General features: G+C 45.2%; 24 protein-coding genes and 1 pseudogene. 10 read left to right on the top strand and 15 right to left on the bottom strand.

What is annotated here, in order from left to right; genetic code table 11:
- The first annotated feature begins 49 nt into the window (after positions 1 to 49).
- Positions 50 to 1,240: an oxalate decarboxylase family bicupin gene (locus NSQ57_RS11460; RefSeq protein ID WP_069011190.1), complete on the top strand. Its 1,191-nt coding sequence runs from the start codon at positions 50 to 52 to the stop codon at positions 1,238 to 1,240.
- Positions 1,241 to 1,318: 78 nt separating this feature from the next.
- On the opposite strand, the gene NSQ57_RS11455 is transcribed toward NSQ57_RS11460, so the two are convergent.
- A complete protein-coding gene (locus tag NSQ57_RS11455) occupies positions 1,319 to 2,038 on the bottom strand; it encodes a YebC/PmpR family DNA-binding transcriptional regulator (protein ID WP_013310214.1) in 720 nt (239 codons plus the stop codon).
- Between the two features lie 218 nt (positions 2,039 to 2,256).
- Between NSQ57_RS11455 and NSQ57_RS11450 the strand changes: the two genes are divergently transcribed.
- Positions 2,257 to 3,021, top strand: coding sequence for a fused MFS/spermidine synthase (locus NSQ57_RS11450; RefSeq protein ID WP_340957767.1), 765 nt, complete (start codon positions 2,257 to 2,259; stop codon positions 3,019 to 3,021).
- On the opposite strand, the pseudogene NSQ57_RS11445 reads toward NSQ57_RS11450, so the two are convergent.
- The 3 genes and pseudogenes from NSQ57_RS11445 to NSQ57_RS11435 all read right to left on the bottom strand — a co-directional run bounded on the left by NSQ57_RS11445 (position 3,018) and on the right by NSQ57_RS11435 (position 7,853).
- Positions 3,018 to 4,758, bottom strand: a pseudogene (locus tag NSQ57_RS11445) (proline--tRNA ligase). The gene NSQ57_RS11450 and the pseudogene NSQ57_RS11445 overlap by 4 nt on opposite strands.
- A 505-nt stretch (positions 4,759 to 5,263) precedes the next feature.
- The gene (locus tag NSQ57_RS11440) at positions 5,264 to 6,307 is read right to left on the bottom strand and encodes a carbohydrate kinase family protein (RefSeq protein ID WP_029514878.1); all 1,044 of its coding nucleotides are present in this window, start codon (positions 6,305 to 6,307) and stop codon (positions 5,264 to 5,266) included.
- Positions 6,308 to 6,563: 256 nt separating this feature from the next.
- Positions 6,564 to 7,853 (bottom strand): glycoside hydrolase family 27 protein, encoded by a 1,290-nt coding sequence (locus tag NSQ57_RS11435; protein WP_340932115.1) that lies wholly within the window; start codon positions 7,851 to 7,853, stop codon positions 6,564 to 6,566.
- 209 nt (positions 7,854 to 8,062) lie between these two features.
- Here NSQ57_RS11435 and NSQ57_RS11430 point away from each other — a divergent pair, with 209 nt between their 5' ends.
- Both NSQ57_RS11430 and NSQ57_RS11425 read left to right on the top strand, forming a co-directional pair.
- Positions 8,063 to 8,956, top strand: coding sequence for a rhodanese-related sulfurtransferase (locus NSQ57_RS11430; RefSeq protein ID WP_342426044.1), 894 nt, complete (start codon positions 8,063 to 8,065; stop codon positions 8,954 to 8,956).
- Positions 8,957 to 9,165: 209 nt separating this feature from the next.
- A complete protein-coding gene (locus NSQ57_RS11425; RefSeq protein ID WP_342426043.1) occupies positions 9,166 to 10,092 on the top strand; it encodes an AEC family transporter in 927 nt (308 codons plus the stop codon).
- A gap of 17 nt (positions 10,093 to 10,109) precedes the next feature.
- On the opposite strand, the gene NSQ57_RS11420 is transcribed toward NSQ57_RS11425, so the two are convergent.
- Positions 10,110 to 10,889, bottom strand: coding sequence for an ABC transporter ATP-binding protein (locus NSQ57_RS11420; RefSeq protein WP_029514871.1), 780 nt, complete (start codon positions 10,887 to 10,889; stop codon positions 10,110 to 10,112).
- 180 nt (positions 10,890 to 11,069) lie between these two features.
- On the bottom strand, positions 11,070 to 11,915 hold the full coding sequence (locus tag NSQ57_RS11415; protein ID WP_342426042.1) for a YheC/YheD family protein: 846 nt from the start codon (positions 11,913 to 11,915) through the stop codon (positions 11,070 to 11,072).
- A 208-nt stretch (positions 11,916 to 12,123) separates the two neighbouring features.
- Between NSQ57_RS11415 and NSQ57_RS11410 the strand changes: the two genes are divergently transcribed.
- Both NSQ57_RS11410 and NSQ57_RS11405 read left to right on the top strand, forming a co-directional pair.
- Positions 12,124 to 12,960, top strand: coding sequence for a DUF6492 family protein (locus tag NSQ57_RS11410; protein WP_342426041.1), 837 nt, complete (start codon positions 12,124 to 12,126; stop codon positions 12,958 to 12,960).
- A gap of 62 nt (positions 12,961 to 13,022) precedes the next feature.
- A complete protein-coding gene (locus tag NSQ57_RS11405; protein ID WP_029514867.1) occupies positions 13,023 to 14,366 on the top strand; it encodes a sugar phosphate nucleotidyltransferase in 1,344 nt (447 codons plus the stop codon).
- 229 nt (positions 14,367 to 14,595) lie between these two features.
- Here NSQ57_RS11405 and NSQ57_RS11400 read toward each other — a convergent pair whose 3' ends face one another.
- Positions 14,596 to 15,291, bottom strand: a complete 696-nt coding sequence (locus tag NSQ57_RS11400) for a succinylglutamate desuccinylase/aspartoacylase family protein (protein WP_165150067.1) — start codon at positions 15,289 to 15,291, stop codon at positions 14,596 to 14,598.
- Positions 15,292 to 15,296: 5 nt separating this feature from the next.
- Positions 15,297 to 16,331, bottom strand: a complete 1,035-nt coding sequence (locus NSQ57_RS11395; RefSeq protein ID WP_342426040.1) for a glycosyltransferase family 4 protein — start codon at positions 16,329 to 16,331, stop codon at positions 15,297 to 15,299.
- 353 nt (positions 16,332 to 16,684) lie between these two features.
- On the opposite strand from NSQ57_RS11395, the gene NSQ57_RS11390 reads away from it, so the two are divergent.
- Positions 16,685 to 17,158, top strand: coding sequence for a C40 family peptidase (locus NSQ57_RS11390; protein ID WP_029514862.1), 474 nt, complete (start codon positions 16,685 to 16,687; stop codon positions 17,156 to 17,158).
- Positions 17,159 to 17,240: 82 nt separating this feature from the next.
- Here NSQ57_RS11390 and NSQ57_RS11385 read toward each other — a convergent pair whose 3' ends face one another.
- Together NSQ57_RS11385 and NSQ57_RS11380 are read right to left on the bottom strand one after the other, a co-directional pair.
- Positions 17,241 to 18,617, bottom strand: coding sequence for an ATP-binding protein (locus NSQ57_RS11385; protein ID WP_029514860.1), 1,377 nt, complete (start codon positions 18,615 to 18,617; stop codon positions 17,241 to 17,243).
- Positions 18,614 to 19,327, bottom strand: a complete 714-nt coding sequence (locus NSQ57_RS11380; protein ID WP_069011671.1) for a response regulator transcription factor — start codon at positions 19,325 to 19,327, stop codon at positions 18,614 to 18,616. The genes NSQ57_RS11385 and NSQ57_RS11380 overlap by 4 nt, the downstream gene beginning before the upstream one ends.
- Positions 19,328 to 19,473: 146 nt before the next feature.
- Here NSQ57_RS11380 and NSQ57_RS11375 point away from each other — a divergent pair, with 146 nt between their 5' ends.
- Complete coding sequence (locus NSQ57_RS11375; protein WP_342426039.1) at positions 19,474 to 20,124, top strand: undecaprenyl-diphosphatase; 651 nt, start codon at positions 19,474 to 19,476, stop codon at positions 20,122 to 20,124.
- Positions 20,125 to 20,150: 26 nt separating this feature from the next.
- On the opposite strand, the gene NSQ57_RS11370 is transcribed toward NSQ57_RS11375, so the two are convergent.
- From NSQ57_RS11370 to nadA, 4 genes are all read right to left on the bottom strand, one after another.
- Complete coding sequence (locus NSQ57_RS11370; protein WP_342426038.1) at positions 20,151 to 20,840, bottom strand: phosphatase PAP2 family protein; 690 nt, start codon at positions 20,838 to 20,840, stop codon at positions 20,151 to 20,153.
- A 342-nt stretch (positions 20,841 to 21,182) separates the two neighbouring features.
- Positions 21,183 to 22,016: a membrane protein insertase YidC gene (gene yidC, locus NSQ57_RS11365; RefSeq protein ID WP_069011673.1), complete on the bottom strand. Its 834-nt coding sequence runs from the start codon at positions 22,014 to 22,016 to the stop codon at positions 21,183 to 21,185.
- Entirely contained in the window at positions 21,982 to 22,311 is a 330-nt protein-coding gene (locus NSQ57_RS11360; protein WP_342426037.1) for a hypothetical protein, read from the bottom strand. The genes yidC and NSQ57_RS11360 overlap by 35 nt, the downstream gene beginning before the upstream one ends.
- Before the next feature lie 160 nt (positions 22,312 to 22,471).
- Positions 22,472 to 23,578, bottom strand: coding sequence for a quinolinate synthase NadA (gene nadA, locus NSQ57_RS11355; protein WP_029514851.1), 1,107 nt, complete (start codon positions 23,576 to 23,578; stop codon positions 22,472 to 22,474).
- 166 nt (positions 23,579 to 23,744) lie between these two features.
- Between nadA and NSQ57_RS11350 the strand changes: the two genes are divergently transcribed.
- Complete coding sequence (locus NSQ57_RS11350) at positions 23,745 to 24,899, top strand: IscS subfamily cysteine desulfurase (protein WP_342426036.1); 1,155 nt, start codon at positions 23,745 to 23,747, stop codon at positions 24,897 to 24,899.
- Complete coding sequence (locus tag NSQ57_RS11345) at positions 24,896 to 25,435, top strand: transcription repressor NadR (protein ID WP_029514848.1); 540 nt, start codon at positions 24,896 to 24,898, stop codon at positions 25,433 to 25,435. Before NSQ57_RS11350 ends, NSQ57_RS11345 begins: the two co-directional genes overlap by 4 nt.
- A gap of 134 nt (positions 25,436 to 25,569) precedes the next feature.
- On the opposite strand, the gene greA is transcribed toward NSQ57_RS11345, so the two are convergent.
- Positions 25,570 to 26,049 carry a transcription elongation factor GreA gene (gene greA, locus NSQ57_RS11340; RefSeq protein WP_013310174.1) on the bottom strand — a complete coding sequence of 160 codons (480 nt, stop codon included), beginning with the start codon at positions 26,047 to 26,049 and terminating at the stop codon, positions 25,570 to 25,572.
- Positions 26,050 to 26,272: the final 223 nt, after the last annotated feature.

The following is a 26,272-nucleotide window of genomic DNA, read 5'->3' as shown; positions in this document are numbered from 1 at the left end:
TCTTATCCCATACTTCATCAAGCTTCAACCTGGAGAGGAAGATTTAATGATGCATAATGATTGCCCTAAAAATGCAAGAATCCCCCAACCCATCAGATGTGATGGTGCTGGGGGCATCGACAAGGGTCCACGTGATGTGATGAGGGATCTACAGAATCCCGATATGCTGGTTCCCCCCGTAACGGACAATGGTCTCATTCCAAATATGAGATTTTCTTTTTCTGATGCCCATATGCAGCTTAATCACGGTGGGTGGTCAAGAGAAGTAACGGTAAGGGAATTACCTATTGCTACAACCCTTGCCGGGGTGAATATGAGTTTGACACCGGGTGGTGTACGTGAGCTTCACTGGCATCAGCAAGCGGAATGGTCATATATGCTGTTGGGAAGTGCTCGCATTACAGCAGTAGACCAAAATGGACGTAATTTTATTGCTGATGTGGGTCCCGGAGATCTCTGGTATTTCCCTCCTGGCATTCCGCACTCTATACAGGGACTTGAGGATGGGTGCGAATTTTTGCTGGTTTTTGATGATGGTAGTTTCTCCGATCTGAACACCCTATCCATCTCCGATTGGTTCGCACATACTCCCAAAGACGTACTTTCTGCAAATTTTGGTGTACCAGAAGCTGATTTTGCAGCAATTCCTCAAGACCAAGTATATATCTATCAGGATTCCGTTCCCGGTTCTCTTCAAAGCCAAGCGGTTTCCTCTCCCTATGGTACGATACCTCAGTCCTTCAAGCATGAATTACTAGCCCAGCCCCCAATCAAAACGCCGGGCGGAAGCGTACGAATCGTCGACTCCTCCAATTTTCCGATTTCCAAAACCATTGCAGCTGCTCTTGTTGAGATTGAGCCCGGCGCCATGCGAGAAATGCACTGGCATCCTAATAATGACGAATGGCAATACTATCTTGCCGGGCAAGGACGGATGACTGTCTTTGGCGGTAATGGTGCAGCCCGTACGTTTGATTTTAGAGCCGGAGATGTTGGATATGTGCCTTTTGCTTACGGTCATTACATTCAAAATACAGGCTCCAGCACACTTTGGTTTCTTGAAATGTTTAAAAGTGACCGTTTTGCAGATGTTTCCTTGAATCAATGGATGGCCCTTACGCCTACAGAACTGATTCAGAGTAATTTACATGTAGGTACTGATGTGATCTCAAATTTACGAAAGGTAAAATGGCCCGTTGTCAAATATCCCAGTTATTCTTATGACCCTAAAAAGAAATAACCATAAGAGGTCCGATGATTACTATACAAAAAAACACCGTATCTAAATACGGTGTTTTTACAAACTAATTAACAAAGACTATTCCTCAGAGTCTACATTGTGGTAAACCTGCTGAACATCCTCCAAATCTTCTAATGCATCAATCAGTTTATCGAATTGAACCTGTGCATCTTCTGGAAGAGAAATATCATTTTGGGCAAGCATGGTGAGCTCCGCAACGGTAAACTCAGTTACTCCTGCTTGTTTGAAAGCTTCCTGCACAGCATGGAATTGATCAGGCTCTGCATATACGATGACGGCTTCATCTTCTTCAATGATGTCACGTACCTCTACATCTGCCTCCATCAGTAGCTCCAGCACTTCATCTGCGGTTTTACCCACCAGACCAATAACTGCTGTTGAATCAAACATGTAGGCTACAGATCCGCTCACACCCAGGCTACCACCATTTTTAGTAAAAGCAGAACGCACATCCGATGCTGTACGGTTAACGTTATTGGTCAGCGCATCTACAATGACCATGGAACCGTTCGGTCCGAAACCTTCATAACGAAGCTCTACGTAGTTTTCATCGCCAGCACCTTTTGCTTTTTCAATAGCACGGTCAATGATTGCTTTGGGTACATTGTACGTTTTTGCACGTTCTAGAACTACTCTTAGTACCCGATTGGATTCAGGATCAGGTTCGCCTTGTTTGGCTGCCACATAAATTTCCACGCCAAATTTAGCATATATACGACTCGTATTAGCATCCTTGGATGCCTTCTTTTCTTTAATGTTATTCCACTTACGTCCCATAATATCCCGCTCTCTTCCTGTATGAATATACACAACGAACTTCATTATATCCTTGTATATTATATCTCCTAAAGGACATACGAACAAGTTTAAACAACTCTGTTATGGAAAAATAAACAATTCTACCTAATTAGGGATGCTTGAAAATGTGTACTTTCATTTCTCCTCATCTATGGACAATCTCCCTATCCATGTCTAAGATGAAGAGGAAGTCTGACTTGAAGGAGATCATTCACTTGGATGTCTTGTACAAAAAGTTGAGCCATAATCATGAAATCACAGTATACGAAACCACCGAGCTGTATGGTGAAAAGGGATTATTTCGGGTGATGCAGTTTTCAAATACAGCCGTCCAAGGCGCGGTGGACTTGAATCATCCACAACGCATTTTGTTCGAATATCCGAGAGCAATTATCCATCTTATGGAGCTGAACGATCCATCATTTGAAGATGTATTTGTTATCGGGCACGGTATAGGTACAATAGCGGGTCATTTTACAGATAAACGTTTTAAGATTGCCGAGCTGGATGCACAAGTTGTAGAGTTCAGCCGAACATTCTTTGGATACGATCAGGATAATGTGACTGTTGGCGATGGACGACGCCTTCTGGAGAAGGAAGCGCCGGATGCTTATGACTATGTTATTTTGGACGCCTTCACGGAGCTGGGTACGCCCTTGCATTTAGTATCCTGGGAATTTTTCAAGATGGCCAAAGAAAAGCTGGATTCCGAAGGCTCCCTGATCATGAATTTAATGGGCAAAAGTGAACACGACCATTTGATCCATGCCATTCATACAACGTTGCGTGAAGAATTTGCCTATGTCTCAACTTTCTCGCTCCCCTCGGAAGGCGCTGCCGACGTTCAAAATATCATTATGATAGGTCGGGACAAGCCAATCCGGTTTCAGGCACGTCAGATGGCGGACTTTCATGAGATTACACTCGGAGAAGGCCATATTCTACGGGATATAGATGCTTAGTGTAGTTCCAATATTCGTCTCTCTACATCTTCAATACGAATCGTCTCTTTGTTGCAGCTTTTTCGTTCCACTAACTCTACTTTCCCGTGTTCGGCATCTTTACCTACGATGATGCGCACGGGAATACCTACTAAATCGGAGTCTTTGAATTTAACCCCAGGCCGTTCCTCCCGATCATCCAGCAGCACCTCCACACCGCGATCCTGCAGCTGGTTGTGTAATTTCTCGGCTATTTGCATCTGAAGCCTGTCTTTCACAGAAATCGGAATAATATGAACTTGAAACGGGGCTAGTGCATAAGGCCATATCATTCCGTTCTGATCGTGATTTTGCTCTACAATGGCAGAAAGGATCCGGGATAAGCCAATGCCATAGCAGCCCATAATCATCGCTTGCTCAGCTCCAGACGCATCCAGAAAGGTCGCACCCAGCTTCTCACTATATTTGGTGCCCAATTTAAATACGTGTCCGATCTCAATTCCACGATGAAGTTTCAATTCCCCTTCGTCACATCGAGGACATCTATCCCCTTCTATGACATTGCGCAAGTCAGCCACATGCCGAAGATCTATATCGCGCCTTGGGTTCACATGTCGATAATGGTAATCCAGCTCGTTCGCGCCTGCGATACCGCTGGACATTTGGACAACGGCGTAATCCACCCACACAGGGATTGTCAATCCGCATGGGCCTATGAACCCCGAGGGGGTTCCAGTCGCCTTTGACACGATGTCTGTACTTGCTATTTCGAATTTTTCACTACCTAAAATATGTTTAATTTTCACTTCGTTAACCTCATGATCCCCCCTAACAACTACAGCAATAGGTTGATCGTCAGCCATATAAATCAGTGTTTTGATGATTTCTTTGGGCTCTATGTGAAGCGATTCAACCAGTTGATCTATTGTACACAGGCCTGGAGTATGGAATTTTTCCATTTTAGCTGTATCAAAAGAAGGAGGGCTGACTTGTTCATTTTTATATGAGACAGGAGATATTTCTATTTTTCCCGTCAATCGCGCCACGGCTTTTTCAAGATTAGCTGCATATTCACAGCAGGTACATGCTACAATGGTGTCCTCTCCAATATCAGCTAGAGCCATAAATTCATGGGTTTCACCTTCGCCACCAATGGCACCCGCATCTGCTTCTACTGCACGAAAGTTTAGACCACAGCGAGTGAAAATGCGATGATATGCCTGGAACATGGTCGAATAGGTATGATCTAGTCCTTCCCAATGTGCATCGAACGAATAGGCATCCTTCATCAAAAATTCTCTACTGCGAAGCAGGCCAAATCGCGGACGTCGTTCATCCCGAAATTTGGTTTGGATTTGATACAACGTTACAGGCAATTTGCGATAGGAATTCACTTCATTTCGTATTAAAGACGTAATGACCTCTTCATGTGTAGGCCCCAAAGCAAACTCCCGATCATGCCGATCTTGCAAACGCATCAACTCAGGACCGGTAAACATCGTATCTTCCTGATTCTTGCCACAGCTCCGTTGGCTGCAATACAGGCATCAGCAGCTCCCCCGCCCCTACGCGATCCATTTCATCCCGTACGATTTGCTCTACTTTTCTGAGCACCCGTCTGCCCAGGGGCATATAGGTGTACATTCCAGCCGCCAGTTGGCGGATAAATCCTCCCCGCAGCATAAGCTGATGACTGATCACTTCAGCTTCTGCGGGTGCTTCACGCAAGGTTGTCAGTAATAATTGGCTTTGGCGCATGTGTAGCTTCCTCCTTGTTGGACGATAAAATGTACGCAAAAAGACACATCCGTCAGGGACGAATGTGTCGTGGTACCACCCTTCATTTGACCGTAGCCATACACGGAACGGTCCTTCATTAGATAACGGCGTCTAGCCGGTAACGGTTTATCATACAAACCGCTACAGCTCGCAAGGCAGGGAAACGTTCATTCGCGGCGAGAAACCTTTCAGCCCATGAGTTTCTTCTCTGTACAGCGAGTATTGAACCTTTGATCCTTGGTCTACACTATTCCTATATATTACAATTTTCACCACTTTACACGAAATGTAATTTCTAGTCAAGGAGATAATCTTCTGCTACACAGCAAGAAACTCGTTACCCTGCTCTGCCTGTAAGGGCCGCATAGAATAGATCAGTCTGTCCATTATACAACATGCTCCTTTTACAAATTCAATAATTGAGGCCATTACATACGTGAAGCTCCAAATATGCGCTGTTGTAGGTTAGAGTTCTCTTGATTACTTATGTATCATTCTTTTTAAAATACACGCCCTTGAAAAACACAAAATTTTGCGTATGTGTGCCATACAGCTCCTGAAACCTAGAATGGAGTTTATTCATAGAAAGAGTCTCTGAGACCGTCCGATCCGTTTGCAGGGTCAAGTCGACACAGCTAATTCCAAATTGGCACACTTGCTCCATAGGATAACCTTGGGTAATTCCATATATCATCCCGGCAATAAAAGCATCATCTGCGCCTGTGACATCAATGACCTCTTGAACGGGATGAATGGGAATTTGGCCATGAGTTCCATCCTGAGAGGCGTACAAAACACGATCAGCACCGCAGATAAAAATGACATTCTGAACTCCAAGTTTGTGAAAAATTCGGGTGGCATCCAACATATGCTGATCATCTGTAAGTTCTAGCTCCAAATAGGCTTCAGCCTCCACCGGTTTACATACCAGCCACTCCACTCCATGCAAATTTCGGGGAAGCTTTCTCATCTTCGAGGCCGATACCGAAGAAACGACAATCGGAATCCGATGCTCATGACAGACATGTATGGTGGCTGCAATTACGTTCATAGAGAAATTAGTGTCCAGCAGAACGAGTCGGGATGAGGCAATTAAAGGAGCATTTTCAAAAATTACTGAAGGACGAATCTGATCATAAATCTCCATTTCTGCTGTCGCTACAATCAGTTCACCACGCTCGTTCAGCAAGGCAGTATAAACCCCAGTTGACGGTTCACCTTGGACTTGCAGAGGAACCACGTGCATGTAACGGCTGGACTGTTCGATAATAAATTCACCTTCCGCATCGTCCCCAACTGCGGTCAGCAGGCTGACCCGCTGGCTCAACCTCCCTAAATTTTCGGCTACATTTCGTGCTACCCCACCGCAAGATTGCAGTCTTGTACTGCTCGGATTGGAGGTATGAAGCTGAAATGTACCTTTAATCATGATTTTACGATCCAAATTGGCCCCCCCGATACATAGTATTGGTTTGCTAGAGGGCCAAGGCTCGTCCTGTTCATTTTGGTGGATTTTTTTTAATTTCATCATTTGACTCCTTTCTCGAGTCTATTCGTTAAAATGATTTAAATTTGTACAGAAATAGGCACTATATAAAATTAACACGTTCCAAATGTCATATTCCCAAGAATAATGTCGAGTTCGTTAAAATATCCTAAAGTTACACATGCAAAAAAACACCCTATTGTAAAGATATCTTTCACTTTTACGATAGGGTGATTGGGTTGGAACTACAGCATAGTTCTTCCTTACATTATGTTATTCAGGATTATTGCAAAATCCTCTATTTCAAAATAAATAGAGCTGCTCCGTGAGGAGGTAAATCTGTGGACAGCTCTTGTGCTAAAACACCTAAATCTACATGGTTCCATAAATCTCTGGCATTTGCCTGACCTTCAATACCAAGGTCTTTTAAGGATACACGCACCTTTGAAGATTCATCCCCAGCATTAAACAAAGCTGCATATACATGCCCTTTCCCGTTATGTGAAGTCCAAACGATATGTTCATCCTTTCTATACACCTGCCGTGCATTCAAACCGTTGCGATGAGCATTTAACACTTCTTCATTAGTCAGCAAAGAAAGAGTCCATGCATCATTATCCCGCAGTTCGCCCCCGAACATCAGGGGAGACCGGAAAATGCTCCACAAGGTCATCATCGTTAGCTGCTCATCCTTAGTAAAGCGTGTCCATCTGTCATGGCTGCCGGAATCTACCGAATCTACCGAACGAATGCCCAGATGACCCAGTGGCAGCATGTCGCAATCCGGCCAGTGACCTGGACCTACATGTTCTGCCCATTTCTCGCAGCGCTCAAACATACCATACAGTAAAGGCCATACATCCCAGAAGTCATCAGTCATACGCCACATATTCGCGTTTGCGATTAAATCAGATGCATACTCCAGCGGTGCAGGACCAGGCGATAGACTCAACACCATCGGACGTCCGCATTGGGCGATAGCCCGCCTAATCAATTCAATTTCCGCCAAATGAATACCATAGAGACGTGATGCAGCAATGTCATCTACTTTGACAAAATCCACACCCCATTCCGCATACAGATCAAACAACGAATTATAGTACTCCTGTGCGCCTTCCTTGGATGCATCTACCCCATACATATCTGTGTTCCAGGGACAAATAGAGTTGGGATGCGCAATTTGTCTCGCCGTGGCTGTGGTTCCCAAAATCGGGGTATCCTGATGCACCGCCTGGCGGGAGATGCCTCTCATAATATGTATACCAAATTTCAATCCCAGACCGTGTACATATTCCGCAAGAGCTTGGAAGCCTCGTCCATCTGCTGCCGAAGGAAACCGATTCACCGCTGGAATAAGACGTGAAAATGAATCCATTGCCAATGGGACAAACGGGCGATACTGTGAAGATACTGCTCCTGACTCATACCACTGAATATCTACCACGACATATTCCCAACCATATTCCTTCAGATGCTCCGCCATATATTGAGCATTTCCCCGTACTTCCTCTTCCCGTACTGCTGCACCGTAGCAATCCCAGCTATTCCACCCCATAGGTGGTGTATGCGCTGTCAAATGATGCTTCATTTCATTCATCCTTTCATCCAGTAGATCTCATCCTGCTACCAAAAATCCCCTCATCAGTACGTAACTATTATAATGTAAACCCTTACTTTTGTCGCTCGTCTCCTTTTTCATTTCCACTTTTTATACATTTAAGTTGACTAACTAAAAGAATGTGGTACATTTAAAATTGCTTTTAAAAAACTTTGACTTGAATCAGAGGGTGATTTTACATGTGTGAACATACTTATCGAATTTTGTTGTTTTACAAATATGTCAACATTGAAGATCCTGCCACCTTTACGGCAGAGCATCTGGCTTACTGCAAGGAGCTGGGCGTCAAGGGAAGAATCTTGATTGCTGCGGAAGGAATCAACGGAACACTGTCTGGTACAGTAGAGCAAACGGAGCAATATATGCGTGATTTGCGCGCCAATCCGAAATTCCACGATATCGTTATTAAAATAGATGAGTCTGACGGTCATGCGTTCAAGAAAATATTTGTACGCCATCGTCAGGAGCTTGTTACGCTGCGTCATGAAGATGAGCTGGACCCTAATGAAATTAGCGGTAAGCGTCTGTCACCAAAGGAGTTTTATGAACAGCTTCAAGATGAAGATGTAGTTGTTCTGGATGGACGTAATGACTATGAATATGACATCGGTCATTTCCGTGGGGCGATTCGCCCCGAAGTCGAATCGTTCCGTGAATTTCCACAATGGATTCGCGACAATATGACTCAGTTCAAGGACAAGAAAATTCTGACGTACTGCACCGGAGGTATCCGTTGCGAAAAGTTATCGGGTCTTCTGATCAAAGAAGGATTTAACGATGTAGGCCAGCTGGATGGCGGCATTGTGACTTATAGCAAGGACCCGGAAGTACAAGGACGTTTGTTTGACGGTAAATGCTACGTATTTGACGAACGAATCTCGATTCCGATCAATCATACGGATGAGGACGTCATTGTCGGCAAGTGCTTCCATTGTGAAACGCCGAGCGATCATTATATCAACTGCCCAGTGTGCAATCTCCAGCATATTGCATGTCCGGATTGCGAAGAACAGCATCAGCACTATTGCTCTGACGATTGCCGAACCAAAGCGGAAACCGTAGCTACTGCATAAATTGGCAGTATCATTGGTTCATTATAATAAAAGGGATGCCCTATTAGCCGTTCATCATGGCTGTGGGCATCCCTTTTGTTATTTTCACAATAAGTGCCGCAGGCTTCATAGTATATACCTATGGCCTTGATTGTATTTTCATCTTGGACGGGCTCGAAAGTAGCATCTTATAATGGAAAATGTCATTACAGAAAGGATGGGTGGAATTCATGATTCAAATCGTACTTTCAACTCTATTATCGGTTATCGTTCCGCTGTCCATTCCGGTGATCGCCGGATTTTTACTTGGAAAATTCATGAAGCTGGAAACGAAACCGCTCTCGACTTTGTATTTATATTTTTTAAGCCCCGCCATGATTCTGGACACGCTACTCAAAGCACAGCTTACCTGGCATGATGTGGCGCAGACTGCCGCTTTTTCAATATTAAACCTGCTGCTGTTGTGGGGAATTGCACAATTAGCAGGGAAAATCTTTAGACTGAGCACTCCGGAAACGGCTGGACTTACCTTAATCTCCACACTCACCAATAGTGCAAATTATGGCCTGCCCCTAATTTTACTTGCCTTTGGGCAGCTCGGTCTGGATAAAGCCTCCGTGTATGTCGTCATCCAGATAATTATGGTCAATACCATTGGCGTTTATTTTGCAGCCCGCTCTGAATTTTCTGTTCAAAGTGCTGTTAAGTCGGTGTTTTCACTTCCTGCGATCTATGCAGCTCTACTCGCCATGGGACTGCGGCTACTGGACTGGCATCTTCCCTCAGGGATTCAATCAGGCGTCTCGATGATTGCTGCTGCCTATTCTCCGGTCGTGCTGGCGATTCTGGGTACCCAGATGGCTTATGTAAAAATATTCAATCTGGAGTCGTCTATTAAAAAAGCCAGCTACGTCGGACTAACAATTCGGCTTCTACTCTCCCCGCTTGCGGCTTGTCTTGCTATGCTGATACTGGGAATTTCAGGTCTTTTGTTCTCCGTTCTCTTCATTCTCGCCTCAATGCCGGTTGCTGTGAATGCTGTCATTTTAGCAGAAAAATTTAATGCATCGCCAAAACTGGTTTCCACCTGCATCCTGTGGAGCACGCTTGCCTCATTCCTGATATTGCCTATTCTGATTATGTTGGTAGCAGGTTAGCGAGAAAAAAAGACTCTCTACACCATAGAGAGCCATGCGCGATTCTGTCTCCATTCTACTTGCACAGGTGTTTCAAAAAAAGCACTAAGCGTTTCACTGCTTAGGATATCAGTCGTTTTACCTTTAGCAAATACCGTGCCCCGGCGGATTAAAATCGTATGCGTGTACATCGGTAGAATTTCTTCGATATGATGTGTAACATACAGTAAATTCGGCGAAGCCGGCGACTCCGATAACTGGCGAATGCTATCCAGCAATGCTTCCCGGGAAAAAAAGTCCAAACCATTACACGCCTCGTCCAAAATCAGTAGCTTGGGCGAGGCCATTAATGCGCGGGCGATAAGCACTTTCTGCTTTTCTCCCTGTGAGCATCCCTGATACAATCGATCCACGAGATGAGCACACCCCAGTTGCGTCATAAGCTGAACGGCCTGTTCATAATCTGTATCCGTCGTCTGATCATAAAGTCCAATGGAGGCAAATTTGCCACTAATAACAACATCCTGCGTACGCTGACTCCCATTAATTCTTTCCTGTAAAGAGGAACTGACCCAACCAATAGATTTGCGCAGCTCCCTCAGATCCACATCCCCAAAGGTATGGCCCAATACACCAACACTACCTGTGGTTGGCCATATGTAACCGTTAATCATATTGAGCATCGTTGTTTTACCTGACCCATTCAAGCCGAGTACAGCCCAGTGCTCTCCCTCAGCTACCTGCCAGTTGATTTGATCCAGTATGGTGCGGTTATCTCTCTTCCAGCTTACATTGTTAAGTTCAATGACAGAATTCATGGCTGCACATCCTTTCTATTCATCGTATCATCTGATGTTTATACGCATAGTAAAGATCATCGTTCGTACGTCTAGCTTCTCTTTCATGTAAGCATAGCACAGGGTCACAGGTTGTTCAATTTTAAATTGCCCACTCCATTGTTCATATAGGAGTGGGCTGGCAATGTAGTAATCTACTGGTCAAGATATTTTTTCTTTTTTAGAATCCTTAATTACATTCTTATCTTTGTTCTTATCTTTATTTGTGTCTTTGCTTGGGTCCCTAACCTTCCTTCTTTCATTAGCCAGTCGCCAATAGCCTAATACTTTACGGTACATGGACTTATCTGATAATTGGTTAAAAATATATGGGTCTGGCTTCGTATTCACCTCAATAATCCATGGGGTAAAGCGATGATCCAGTCCAATATCCACACCAATTTGCCGGAAATTTGGATATGTTTTTTGCAGTTGTTTGGCGATGGTAAGACCCAGTTCATTTAGTTTCTTGACCAGCTCCGCCTGTTTGCTTTGCGATAAATGGGATTTTAGTAACTGCTCCAAGGCCATCGGCTTGCCACCACTATGATAGTTAGTCACGATTTTACGGGGATGACCCAGACGTCCAATAATTCCAGTAGACTCCCATAGCCCTTTTTCATTACGCTGCACCATGACCCGAATATCAAAATAACGCATTTGATGGCGTAGTAAATGGATTCCCTTTTGAATAAGATAACTTTTCTTCCCCGTATGTTTCGATAGGCTGGTATATAGTGCATCCAAATGTTTAAATTCTTGACGCGTTTCCTCATATTGATAGGCGAAACGCTGGCCAGCCTCCTGCTCTACTCTCATTACACCTTTACCAAAGGTACCTCGCTCGGGTTTTACATAGACCATACCGTATTTCTCCAGCATTGACTTCAAATTTGCTTTGTTATATTTGCGAGTTTCTGGTACATAAGGTTTGATGCTTCCATTCTGAAGCAACAATTGGGTTTTATGCCATTTGCTGCGCGACGCCTGCGCTTGTGAAGAATTCACTTGCCCCTCTCCTCTCTACTCTCAGGTAGAACGCTCTTGTTAAAAAAGATCAATCTATCGTATGCGCTAACTCCCCATTCGAAGCTTCATCAGCCCTGTCCTGCATAGAAATGGACGTTTGACCTTGCCCGGTCGAAAGCGCCTGTCCAAGCATACGATATTGGGAGACGCTGGGAGCGTATATTTGCACATATAGGGAGTGAATAACATGTCAGCGCAATCGGATAGGCCCCAGAAGGGTTCGCTTACAATCGATGTTCTGATCCCCGCAATTGATAAAGATATTGCCACACTACCACTGGTGATTGACAGTCTGCGCCGTCACGTGCAGCACCGAATTGGAACTATTTATATCGTTTCACCACAAAGCACTGGGATTCGCCGTCTGTGCGCAAACAAGAAATGTACATTTATAGACGAAAAAAAGGTGCTGCCCATCACCAAAAAACATATTCATTACGGGACAACACGCTGGGACCGCTCAGGCTGGCTGTATCAACAATTACTCAAAATGAATGGCGACAAAATCAGTAAAGCCTCTTTTTTTCTCGTCATTGACGCGGACACGATTTTGATTCGTCCACATACGTTCCGTAAAGACGGAAAAACGATTTTTTACTACCGCAGCTGGAGCCAGCCTGAGTATTTTCGCACCTACCACAAGCTGATGGGCGTTAAAGCTCCCTCACCAAAGTCCTTTGTTACTCACTATATGCTTTTTGAAAAAGCGCGCCTTACCCAGCTCAAACAAGTTATCGAGGCACGACATGGAAAACCTTGGTACAACGCAATTATCCACAGTATAGACCGGACAAAACAGTTTGGTTTTTCCGAATATGAAACGTATGCTAACTATTTATACAGCAAGCAACCCTCTCGGATGATTTTGCGCAAGTCATTGAATAAAGCGCTTCATCGTCGGGCTTCTTCCCTGTCGCAAAAACAATTGGATGTCTTGGCTAAGAGCTATCGCTCCTTATCTTTTCATCAACGCAAGGTGTACCAGCTTACTCCAAAAACAAAGATTGAATCATCGCTAAAATAGTTTTTAAAATCCTGCAAAATGATGCAGTCCAAAATAGATCTGCATTGAAGGAGGAAACGTCCGTGCGCATCGTATTATTATGCGGTGGTGCCGGAAAACGGCTATGGCCACTATCCAACGAAATCCGGTCGAAGCTGTTTCTCCGGTTGTTGTCCGCTCCTGACGGGCATAAGGAATCTATGCTCGGTCGGGTGTACCGTCAGCTTACCTTAACCGGGCTGGATTCCTCTGCCCTGCTTCTGGCTCATCGGAGTCAGGTAAATCTAGCCTTTCGCCATACAGAAGGTCGTCTGCCCGTTCTGGGCGAGCCTGCCAAACGTGGAACCTTCACCGCTGCTGCACTGGCAGCTGCTTATTTTCACACCAGAGGCACAGGGCTGGATGAAGTTCTCTGCATTGCCCCAGCGGACATGTTTGCAGGAGAGGATTTCTTCCATAGCATAGCAGCGCTCTCCGGCATATTGTTTGAGAGCGGAGCCGATCTGGCTATGCTTGGGACAAGGCCCACTCATCCCTCCGACCAATACGGCTACGTCGTTCCGGGTCTGCAAATGATACGGGAAGGGAAAACTTCCTATGCGCAAGTTGCCCGCTTCACAGAAAAGCCGGATCTCCCCGGAGCACAACAGCTTATTCATCAGGGCGCGCTGTGGAACTGTGGTGTTTACGCTTTTACATTACGGTATATGTTGTCCTGTATGGAGCGAAGTGATCTGCCGCTGAACGATAAAGCATTATGCGCGATGTATGATAGCCTCCCCGTTCGCAGTTTCGACGAAGAGATTGCAGAGCGTGCCGAACATGCCATCGTCCTGCCCTACGATGGCGAGTGGCACGACATCGGCAACTGGCAGGCCCTAACAGAGCAGCTAAACAGTCAAGTAATCGGGCGTGGACAGATTAGTGGGCAGACTCACGGCACGCATATCGTTAATGAGCTGCCCTATCCACTTCATGTCATTGGTGTGGAAGATATTATTGCTGCCGCGAGTCCCGATGGCATTCTCATTGCGTCCAAGAGCCATGCCCACGTAATCAAGGAGCAGCTAGGTAAACTTCAACTTCACCCCATGCATGGTGAAACCTCTTGGGGCAGTTACCGAGTGCTGGACGAATTTGATCATCGGAGTCTGAGCGATATACTGGCCATACGGCTGACGGTACTGCCAGATCAACGTTTGAATGGCCGTATTCACGGCAGTGGACTTAAAGTATGGACGATCGTGTCCGGCCGGGGAGAGGTCATGCTGAACGGAGAACGTTTTGCTGCGGCAAGCGGTTCTGTATTTAGCATTCCGGTCGATACGCATCACACAATCCGTGCCGATCTGGATACACCACTGGAGCTGATTGAGGTACGTCTGGGAAACAGCTTGGTGAACGCCTTCTATAAATCCGAGTCCTGACAACACATAGATCAGGATTTTGCAAAATTTGATTTCAGTCGCTCCAAAGTGCAATATATAGACGAACTAGACCATTTCGATCTATATATTGTTCATTGGAAGTCGCTTATTGGATTTTTGCAAAATCCTCAGATATAATGCACGCTACGGATTCTGAACGAAGGTCGCAGGTCGCACATAAAAAATCGCTTCTGAGCAAGGTGAAAAAGCCCTTGCTCCAGAAGCGATATTATTTTGTGATGCAGTTACCTTTGACTATTCCGGCTTCTTTTAAAAAATGCTGAACGATCTCCAACTGATAGTGTATGCGTACTTTCTTAGGCAGGCTCCAACCCGTTTCCACGGTAACCGCGCGTGCACCTAAAATACGGGCTACTGCGGTGCGGGAGGAACCTGGAAGCTCATGCAGCCGAATGTTGAAATGTCGGTCGCTCACCTGGATGGAGCGATTCATTCGCTTAATAATCCGACGAACCGTAGGAACCACCGGATTACCCTTGTTGGAGATCAGCGTTTGACCAAGCACCTTGGCATCCTTTTGTGACAATCCGTTAGCCTCATGCAAGTCGAGGTACCATTCAGGTTGATGCTTTTGTGTTAATTTGAATAGAGCAGCGGAAAGCGGTTGTGTTGCTAGCTGCTTTTTTTTGCGCGGAAAGGTTCGATTAAGATCAGGTATTCCTCTAATCCGTTTGCGGTAAGCCTCTTGATTTACAATCGGTACAATTATAAGCTTACCCTGGCTAATTCGCAGCTTTTGCTGATTCAAAAGCTTCACCAATTTCTCAGCAGCTCGTATGCTTGCTATTTCCTTACCATGTATCCCCGCGACCACCATCACACACGGACCTTTCTGCCCCCCTGTGACTATATAATAAGGAGTTGCCCAAGAGCCATTTCCGAGCATATATCGTTTGACCTGCATCCCCTTCACCTCCGTATAGGCTGTCGTTGTCCTCTCTTCTGTTCTCGCCGACGGATGATTTCACGGTATAGTCTTAAGTAGTTACTGGTCATCTGTTTGTTGGTAAATCTTTGAGTCACATACAAACGCAGCTTCGCTGGTGACGGGTAGTTTTTTTGCTGTACTTTTCGTGCCATTTGGCTAACCGATTTGCAAATCAACTGCGGAAAGCCCGAGAGCACCTCGGGGACGGAGCCATTTTTTAATGCCAGCACCGGTGTTCCACAAGCCATGGCCTCAACCATAACGAGTCCGAATGGCTCTTCCCACAGTGTCGGAAACAACAGGCATTCTGCATGTTTCAGCAATTTCTGTTTCTGATCGCCTCCAACTGCCCCCACATAGCGTATATTCGGATTGCGCTGAATTCGTTTCTGAATCTCTTTACGGAAAAATTCTGGAGCTTTGATAGGACCTGCAATAAGCAGTTTTTTTCCTGTTCGTTCTGCAACCTGAATGGCCTGCAATACACCTTTATCTCGTATGATTCTGCCCATAAACAGCAAGTAGCCACGCTTCTCACTGCTGAACTCGTATTCATGGGTGTTGATACCATTATAGATATAAAAACCTTTGCCCCTGCCCATCAGCTGACGCGCTCGTTTACTGACATATACCGGGTTTTTACCGTGTCTCTTCACTGGAAGATGAACGGTGCATACTGATGGACAAGGCAGCTTCCTACGCCCCACAGAAGAACGAAAAGTATGATCATGAATGATATGTGTGTTGGAAGGCATATGCCGGAGTACATATTGGGGGATCTGACTATGTTTCAAACCCTTGGGATAGGTAATCAACCGCGCACTGCTCCTGCTCCCACGGGCGGCAAACAGCGATACATGATGCCCTCGTCTCACCAATTCCTCAGTTAATTCATGCACGACCTTTTCCGTTCCGCCTTTGTTAGAGGGTACCGGCTGTGCATCGGGATAGTTGGAAATGACCTGAACAATGGTTAGACGCCGTTTTTTGAGTGCTTTATTCTGCTTTGAAGCCATACGAATTCCCCTTCCTGACCGGAAATACGGTGTGATCCTTACGATGTCAACGGGAATCAGAGCATACTCCCGTACAAGTTATAAATTGTAGTATATAGGTATGTATATTTTGCGTGATTGCTTGTGCCAATCGTCTGCAAGTCGTTTTTTGCCATACGAGCCTATCTATAAGGGGAGTCTATACAATTTGTCAAGCCAAAATTAGGGAGAAAATTCTCATCGTTTTCTAATAAATGAGGACAAAGCGTTGGGGTAACAGGTTTGTAACCATGAGTGGTAAATTCCGGACATTTTATTTGTGTTATTGTCATTTCAGGACATCAACACAATACGAATAACGGAGGAATTTATATATGAAACGTACTTCAAAAAAATTGTGGATGGGTATTTGCTTTACTATGACTTTGGCATTGAGCGCAGGGAGCTTCGTCGTTGGGCCAGCCACCACTCATGCCGCTTCGGCAAGTAAAGCTGATCAGATTATTTCTAAAGGTTCCCAGTTTATGGGTGTGCGTTATGAGCATGGAGCCCCAGCAGGCAATACAAGATCTTTTGACTGCTCTTCGTTCACTCAATATGTATTTGCACAAAATGGCATCAAGCTTCCACGTTCGTCCAGACAGCAATCAACTGTTGGCACTTTCGTACCGCGTAGTCAGCTGAAAAAAGGCGATTTGGTCTTTTTCTATGCGCCAATTCATCATGTAGCCATTTACATGGGGAACGGCAAAATTCTGCATACGTATGGTAAAGGCGGCGTAACGGTTACAGATCTAAATTCGGGCTGGTGGAGCCGCAATTACACAACAGCACGTCGTGTCCTCTAGGATAAATTTTAGTTGATTCCCATCCACCGAATGCTTAACTTACAAATAACAATAAAAAGGGCTGTTCCGCGAGTAGATATTTCTACTGGAGGGACAGCCTTTCCTTTTGTCTTTGGGGCAGCGTGACGATGACTACCGTTCCTTCTCCTTCTACGCTCTCCATACGTATCGTACCCTGATGAGCATCTGTAATTGCCTTGGCAATCGGCAACCCCAGCCCGGTCCCTCCAGTTTTACGATGCCTGGAGCTATCTACCCGATAAAATCGTTCGAAGACCCGCTTGATCTCGCCCTCAGGTATTCCGATCCCATAATCCTTAACCCGGATATAGACATCCTTTTTATCTTTAGATAACCCTATTTCAATCTCATCCGAGCTGTATTTTAATGCATTATCCAGTAGGATCACTAGCAATTGCTTCATTTTTGTCAGGTTGGCATCCAGCCAAATTTCTTTCTCTTCGGTTAAAATAGAAATTTGACGATCATGTACAGGCTTGAGATGCGCTACTACCTGTTGACAACAACCGATCATTTCTATCCGCTCATGCGGCTCAGGGTCTTTCTGCTGTGAGGAGGCAAGAGTCAGCAACTGCTGTGTCATCGTACGCATTCGCTGAGTTTCTTCATAGATCGATTCAATGGATTCCTTATGAATGTCCTCATCACGCGTGCCCCACCGCCGCAGCATGTTGGCATAGCCCTCAATAATCATAAGTGTGGTATTCAGTTCATGTGAGGCATCTGAAACAAACTGCTGCTGGCTCTGAAAGCTTTCTTCTAATCTCTCCATCATTCGGTTAAAAGTAGCGGTCATTTGGGACAATTCATCTTGATTATGACTGCCAGCGGGGATTTTTTTAAATTTTAAGCTTCTCTCAATTTCCTGCATCGTTTGAATACTACTGGAAATCGGCAGCAATATGGCATTCGCCAAAATCGTGCTCCCTACCAAACTTAGCATCATTGCTCCTACAGTCGAAGTGATGAGAATCGTATTTAAAATATCGAGATTGGTTTCGAGTGCATCCCATTTTTCCACGATCTCCAGCGTTCCCTTCTGATTGCCCTCCGGAGAAAGCACGGGGAGATGGATTACCAGAATTTTATGACCCTGTACATCAGTCAATTGAGAGCTTTGAGAAGTGTTAAAACGAATATCGCCCAGCTTAAAGCGTGACTGGCGACTTACTTCATACAGAAGTCGGGATTGCTGATCAAACACCCTCAGAATAGTATCTCCGGAAAGCTCATCTTTCAATTTTGGACTCCATGCATTCTTCAGAATCATGGTATGTCCGGTTTCGGCAATGATTTCAGTCCACTTATTTTGCAGCACTTCTCTTTCATTTCGCGTAGCGATTTTGACGAACAACAAATGAACCGTGACATCCACAAACAGGAGTATTATCATCACTAAAATAGAACTGAGCAGGGTGATTTTGGTCCGCAGCTTCAATGTTCTTCCTCCCTGATGCAGTACCCCACACCACGTACGGTTTTAATTAATTTCTTTTTGTATCCATGATCAATTTTTTTGCGAACATACCGGATATACACATCTACGACATTCGTATCACCAACAAAATCAAACCCCCACACGTTCTGAATCAATTCATCCCGCTGCAATACCTGATTTTTGTGCTCCATCAGATAGAGAAGCAGATCATATTCTTTGGGCGTCAGTTCGATTCGGTTTCCTTCCCGCACCACTGACCTAGTCTTGCGTTCCAACACCAAGCTATCCACTTGGAGCCTGGACGACAACTTGTCCTCTTTTTGTGAAGCGGTAGCTGTTGGCTCCATTTGATGCCTCATACTGGCCCGCATCCGCGCTAATAACTCCTCAATCTCAAAAGGCTTCGTAATGTAATCATTGGCACCTTCATCCAGACCTGAAACCTTATCAGGAGTCGTGTTACGTGCAGTGACCATAATTACTGGTGTATGATTGTTCACTTTTCGAATCTGCTTCAGCACCTCGACCCCGTTCATTTCCGGCAGCATGACATCCAGAATGATGATATCCCATGTACGTGCTAGAGCTTTTTCCAATCCTTCTCTGCCCGTTTGTGCGATTTCAACTGCATATCCTTCATGGGATAACTCCAACTGAAGCAATCTGGATATCTTCTCTTCATCATCAATGACCAGCACCGACTTTTCCATCGCAAAACCACCTATTTCTATAGAAAAAGCAAATGAGTAACGGAAATGACATTCATTTTTTATTTGATTTTAAGCTTTTATCCGTGTAGTCGCTCTATAATATAACTTTGTTATTCAATTTTTTGATGTTAAGGAGTAATTTATTCATGTTAATTAATGTAGACTATGCTTTATTTCACTGGATCAATGAACTCGCTAATTCCCTCGCCTTTTTGAATGGAACCATGCGTTTCTTGGCGCAATATGCACCGTATTTATTCGGAGTGGCTTTGCTGATTTACTGGTTCACCTTTAAAATGCCGCATCGAATGATGGTTTTAGAAGCCGTTATAACGGTTTGTATCGGCTTTGTAATTAGTTGGGGTCTTGGACATTTGTTTTACAGAGATCGGCCTTTTGTCGGACATTCAGTCCTTCAGCTTATTCATCATGATCCCAATGCTTCATTCCCGAGTAACCATGCACTTGGAGCGTTTTCTCTGGCTGCCATTTTATGGATTCATCATCAAAAATTTCGTGTTCTCTGGGTTATTTTAGCTGTACTCATCGCAGTATCCCGCGTATGGACCGGAGTGCATTATCCCTCGGATATTTTGGCAGGTGCGCTTATTGGTGCAGGTTGTGCCATCGGCGTTCATCAATTCATTCGAAGTCGGAAGCTACCTGGCATCTTTATGCAGGCGGCTATTATATTTTATGAAAAATGGGAGCAGAAGCTGGGGCTCAAGCCTGGTGAACAGGCCAGAACCAAGATGACTGAACACACTTCCTCTGTCCAAATGAAAAGCAGACGCTAAAGCGTCTGCTTTATTTAGAAACTTCATTATTTATGCAACCCGTTATGCTGTGATTTAGAGCGAAGTGACAACATTCGTCGTTCTTCGTACCGCTGATAAAACCAAATACAAGCCGCCATCCAGCAGCCACTCATAAAATAGCCACCCACAACGTCGCTCGGATAATGTACGCCCAAATAAATGCGGCTCGTCCCGATTGCTACAATCAGCAGGCTGCTGAGTACAATAAGAAGGATACGCCCCAGCCTAGAAGGAACATGCGTCCACACTAAAAATGTCAGCGCCGCATACATGCTGAAAACTGTCATGGAATGTCCGCTTGGAAAGCTGTATCCATTCTCTTCAATAATACGGTGAATCTCCGGTCTCGCACGCTGAAAAAGTACTTTCAGTATCGTATTCAGCATTACCGATCCCAATACACCAGCCGCCAAAAAAAGCAGTTCTCTACGGTGTCCCAATACTCTATAGAGCACGAACATGGCCATTAAAACAATGATCACAACTGGAATCCCGCTGCCGATCATGGTGAAAAATTTCATTACACGGGTCATGGCGGGCGACTCCAGTTGTCCAATAACCGAAATAATTTCCTGGTCAAAATGCCGAACTTGATGGTCACTCACCCATAATGCGACTAAGCTAAAACCGAATGCACATACTATACATGTGAGCAGAGCCAAGGAAATGGGCAGCTTTGTTGATGTTTGCTTCATTTTCTGTAGTTCCTCCATAATATTCATTGCGTGATAAAACAAAGTGCAGCATTAGCTTAGATATAGGTCTTACTTTGCCCACTTTTCTCTTATCATTTCATTAAAAGAATTAGTTGCATCCTCCACATAATGAAACCCGTTTTCAAAAAATATCACTTTCAGAATCATTTTATAATATAAGAAATTCATATTGACTACAAAATCGCAAGCGGACTGTAGCGAAAAAAGCAGCAACAAAAAAGGACGCCATTCAAGCCTTATAAACGGCTCGAATGACATCCTATGATTACACGTGGCATACTACAAACGTAATTCCCAAGTTAAACAAGCATCATCTACTAATTAGGTTGGTGTGACTTCTCCAAGTTTAACCTTACTCTCTGCTTCCTCTATTGGATAGCGTCTGCGGAACCACAGCGACTGAAGCAGCAAGAAGGTGCCGCTTACTGTCCAATATAATGGCATGGCAGCAGGGGCATTGAAGGAAAAGACCGCCATCATAATCGGTGAAAGATAGCCCATGATCGCAAATTGCTTGCGCTGGTCAGGCGTCATCTGAAACTGAGAAAGCTTGGCCTGTGCCAAGTATACAATTGCGACGACGATTGACAAAATCCAGTCCGGCTGTCCGAGCCGGAACCATAGGAAAGAGTGAGATGCGAGCTCCGGGGTTAAGCGGATTGCTGTATACATACCGCTCAAGATCGGGAGCTGAATGAGAATAGGCAGACAACCGATATTAAGCGGATTGAATTGATGTTCTTTGTAAAGCGACATCATTTCCTGCTGCATACTCTGCTGGCTGGTGGTATCTTTCTTGTTTTCATACTTCTTCTTAATTCGGTCCAAGTCGGGCTGCATAGCGCTCATCTTGCGCTTCATACCCTGCTGGGCACGCGTTTGACGCATCATAAGAGGCAGTAAGGCCAGACGGACAATGAATGTCAATGTCATAATCGCCAGCCCAAAGCTTCCACCAAACCATTGCGCCAATTGCTGAATAAGCCAAGAAAGCGGGAACACCACGTAATGATTAAAAAATCCGGGTGTCTGTGCATTTATCTCCGCAGCATTCGCACCACAACCAGACAGTAGCATGACCACCGCCAACGCTACCATTAATCCAAATATCCGTTCTTTTTTACCCCAAAAGGTGAATCCCTTGAATCGTTTCATATGTTCCTCCTCGTTGATTGGCTGTGCCATCGTTCAACGAGGAAGAACAATCGGATGCATCTTCATCCGGCGCTTCTTTACGCCGGATATGTCGGGCCAGCCGGACAGGCATGTCCTGTCCACGGGCAGACATCGGCATCTGCGGAGAGGCATGAGACCTCACGGGCCCACCTTCGACCCAGCATTCGGGTACATTGCCGTGCAAATGAGCGAGATACGTATAAGTCACTGTGCACAGCAAGCCAATTGTAAATAAATAAGGGAGTAGGTCTTGAAGCTCAAACAAGGGATTCACCTCCTTCGGTTTGTTGCTACAATTATAGCACGAAACCGGACAAGCGACTAATCTTTAATTAGAGATACGGGTTGGATCACAAGCAACTGAAATAATTATTTCTGCTCCTTCGGTCTAATGCTCAAATCCGGTGGAAGGACGCTCTATATTACGGTAAAACTTAACGGATAGCAAGCATACGATTCAATGCTAGTACAGCATCCTGTCTGATCTGAGCATCCACACGAATCACACCCACAGGCTCACCCCGGTCAAACTGTTCCATTGCCCACAGCAAATGGGGAAGATCGATCCGGTTCATGGTTAGGCAGGGACACATATCGGGATTGAGCGATTCAATCTGCTGTTCAGGGTACTGCTGCTTGATTCGTTGCACGAGATTCATTTCTGTGCCAACAGCCCATTGGGTCCCTGGCTCTGCCGCACGGATGGTATCGATGATGAATTTTGTGGAGCCCGCGCAATCTGCGAGCTGTACGACTTCATAAGAGCATTCGGGGTGAACGATGACCCGGACGTTCTTATCACGCTCGCGAACGTTGCGAATATGATCTACTGTAAACTTTTCATGAACAGAGCAATGCCCTTTCCATAAAATAATTTTTACGGTTGCTGGGTCCTGTTCAGTCTCAAGCTGATCTGCCAGCGGATTCCACACGGCCATTTCATTTAGCGGAATTCCAAGATCGTAAGCTGTATTGCGACCTAAATGCTGATCCGGCAAAAACAAAATACGTTCCTTTTGCTTCAGCGCCCACTCCAGCACTTGCTTAGCATTCGAAGAAGTCACGGTAGCCCCACCATGCCGTCCTACAAAGGCTTTGATCTCTGCTGTGGAATTTACATATGTTAACGGAATGATCGTATCTCCTACCAACTCCTGTAAATGCTTCCATGCTCGTTCTGTCTGTTCCACATTCGCCATATCTGCCATCGAGCAACCTGCACGCATATCCGGCAGGACAACAGTCTGTCGATCGGTAGTCAGCATATCCGCTGTCTCTGCCATAAAATGTACCCCACAAAATACAATGAACTCCGCTTCCTGATTTTGTGCAGCCATTTGAGCAAGCTGTAGAGAATCTCCTGTTATATCAGCAAACTGAATAACCTCGTCCTTCTGATAGTGGTGGCCCGGTATGAGCAGCTTGGGTCCCCATTTTTGTTTCAGTTCGGCCACTCGCTGCTCCATTTCAGCAACCGTCAGTGTCTTATAATGCTCTGGCATAAGCCCTCGATTTCCTTGTAAAACGTCAAGCATAGACATTAGAATCCCTCCATATCGATGCGGCTGATCGTTCCGCTCTCAGCGAACAGATAACCGCTTTGTGTACATTCATATTTACAAGTGTCTTGACACTTATATTTACACATGCCTACAATAATCTCAAGAGTTTTTGAATGGAATTATTTTTAAGCAGGGAGGATTTGGTGTGATTTATCTCGACTATGCCGCTTCTACACCTATGTGTGGTGAAGCTTTAAATATGTTTAACGTATTAAATAAGGAAATGTTCGGAAATGCCAGCAGCCTTCATGATGCGGGCGGTCAAGCAGCCTACACGCTGGATTACAGCAGGCAACGAATAGCAAATATGATTGGCGGGCAAAAGGAAGGCATCTATTTTACGACAGGGGGAACAGAATCCAATATGCTGATTGTGCAATCGATCCTGAACGGGTTGCCGCAGCATAAAAAGCATTGGATCATGAGCGCTTTGGAACATCACTCGATGTACAACCTTGCCACTTTGCTGGAACGTCAGGGCTATGAGCTGACCATTGTGCAACCGGATCGGGAAGGACGAGTGACTCGTGAAGCTCTTTTACCTCACCTGAGAGAAAACACCGGACTTGTATCCGTACAACACGCCAATTCGGAAACGGGATTGGTTCAGGACCTTGCTGCCTTATCTCCCCTGCTACGCGAACGGGGTATTTTGCTGCATAGTGATGCGGTACAGACATTTGGGAATATTCTCGTAGATGTAGAAGCCATGGGAGTAGATGCACTCTCTGTATCGAGCCATAAAGTGTATGGCCCCAAAGGCGTCGGAGCTGCATATCTCAAACCCGGAACTCCGTGGCGTCCCGTGTACCCTGTTACACTACATGAAAACGGATTTCGTCCTGGAACGGTTAATGTTCCCGGGATTGCAGCCTTTGTCGCGGCGGCAGAAATGATGACCGAACAGATGGAGTCGCATCAGGAGCGATATGCTTCCCTGAGAAGACACTTTATTACGAAAATTCGGGAAAGATCCATTCCGTTACGTTGGGTGGTACAGGAAAGCGAGAATAAAGCAGCGCTTCATCATATAGTAGGCTGTTTTTTTCACGGTTATGAGGGACAATATGTTATGCTGGAATGTAATCGCAGAGGTGTCTGTATATCCACTGGAAGCGCATGTGCTGCCGGACACCACGATCCTTCGCCTGCCTTACAGGCGCTTGGAGCATCCGGCCGTGAAGCGTTACAATTTATCCGTGTTTCTTTCGGAAGAACGACCACCATCGAGGAATTGAATGTATTGGTAGATATTTTGACAGACCTGACGCATCGAAAAGAAAGGAGCTTATCCCGTTGACTGAATCTTTAAAACGGTCAGGTACGGATCGCCGCGAACAGCTACTATTGTGGCTCAAGAGCGAATCACCACTGACCGGGAGCGAACTGGCGCGCAGATCCTCCGTCTCCCGACAAGTAATTGTACAGGATATTTCCCTGTTAAAAGCAAGCCAAGAGCCTATCCTTGCAACGAGTCAAGGATACATTTATATGGAGCCTGCGGGTCAGGCAACTCCCTTAGCCTCACGTATTATTGTGTGTAAACATCGACCTGAACAGACAGAAGAGGAACTAAAGCTGATTGTGGACTACGGTGTAAGTGTGCAGGATGTTATTGTTGAGCATCCGGTATACGGGGATCTGACTGCTCCGATACGGGTTGGAACTCGCAAGGAAGTGGACGATTTTATCCGTAAAATCAGCTCCACCCAGGCCACTTATTTGTCCCAGCTGACGGGAGGCATCCACCTGCACACCTTGAATGCCTCGGATGAAGATAAAATTAATGATGCCTGCGCTGCATTGGAGCAAGCAGGCTTCCTAATGACGGACTAACTTAGTGCGCTTAGCGGAGTAAAGAAAATCCTGTCCAGTGTATGTGGAGTGCAACTGTGCTCCACATGGACGGTATGTAAGCAGCGAGAAATAAAAAAATCCCGGCCCCCTCATATAAGGGAATCGGGAATGAACTATGTGAGCTTAATTTCAAGCAGCTCATATTTAATTACAGCCATGGGTGCATCCACATGAATGATACTGCCCACTTCTTTTCCCAAAAGTGCCTTGCCTAAAGGACTCTCATAGGAAATTTTGTTATCAAGAACATCCGCCTCAGCAGGACTTACAATTTTGTATTCCATCTTTTCTGAAAATTCGATGTCATTCAAAATGACAGTCGATCCAATACTAACGGTTCTAAGGTCTAAATTACTCTCATCCACGACCCGGGCTTTGGTCAGCATCTTCTCCAATATGAGAATGCGGGTTTCCATAAACGCTTGGTCGTCCTTGGCTGAGTGATACTCACTATTTTCTTTCAAATCGCCGTAGCTGATAGCCAACTTAAGGCGTTCGGCTAGCTCCTTGCGTTTTACGGTCTTCAGTTCCTTTAGCTCATCCTCCAGCTTGGCCAATCCCTCTTTAGTTAACAATACTTCTTCATTCGACATATTTTATCTACAACTCCTATTTCAGCATTTTGCTTAATTCCAATTCAACGCTCAAAAATACAATAAACGAACTAAACCGTTTTAGTCTAAACATTGCTGATTGAAAACGCTCTGGGATTTATGCAATTGATCATTTGGCTTGCTTTATTGTAGTTTACTCTAAATCGGACCAACATGCGAAATAAATTACTGGATAACAGTAGCCAACTGCCTTCAGCCAGGG

Origin of the sequence: Paenibacillus sp. FSL L8-0502, from assembly GCF_038593055.1 — a bacterium.
Taxonomy (GTDB): Bacteria; Bacillota; Bacilli; order Paenibacillales; family Paenibacillaceae; genus Paenibacillus; species Paenibacillus polymyxa_D.
Note: the sequence above shows the minus strand (reverse complement) of the source record. Positions and strands in the feature narration are given on the sequence as shown.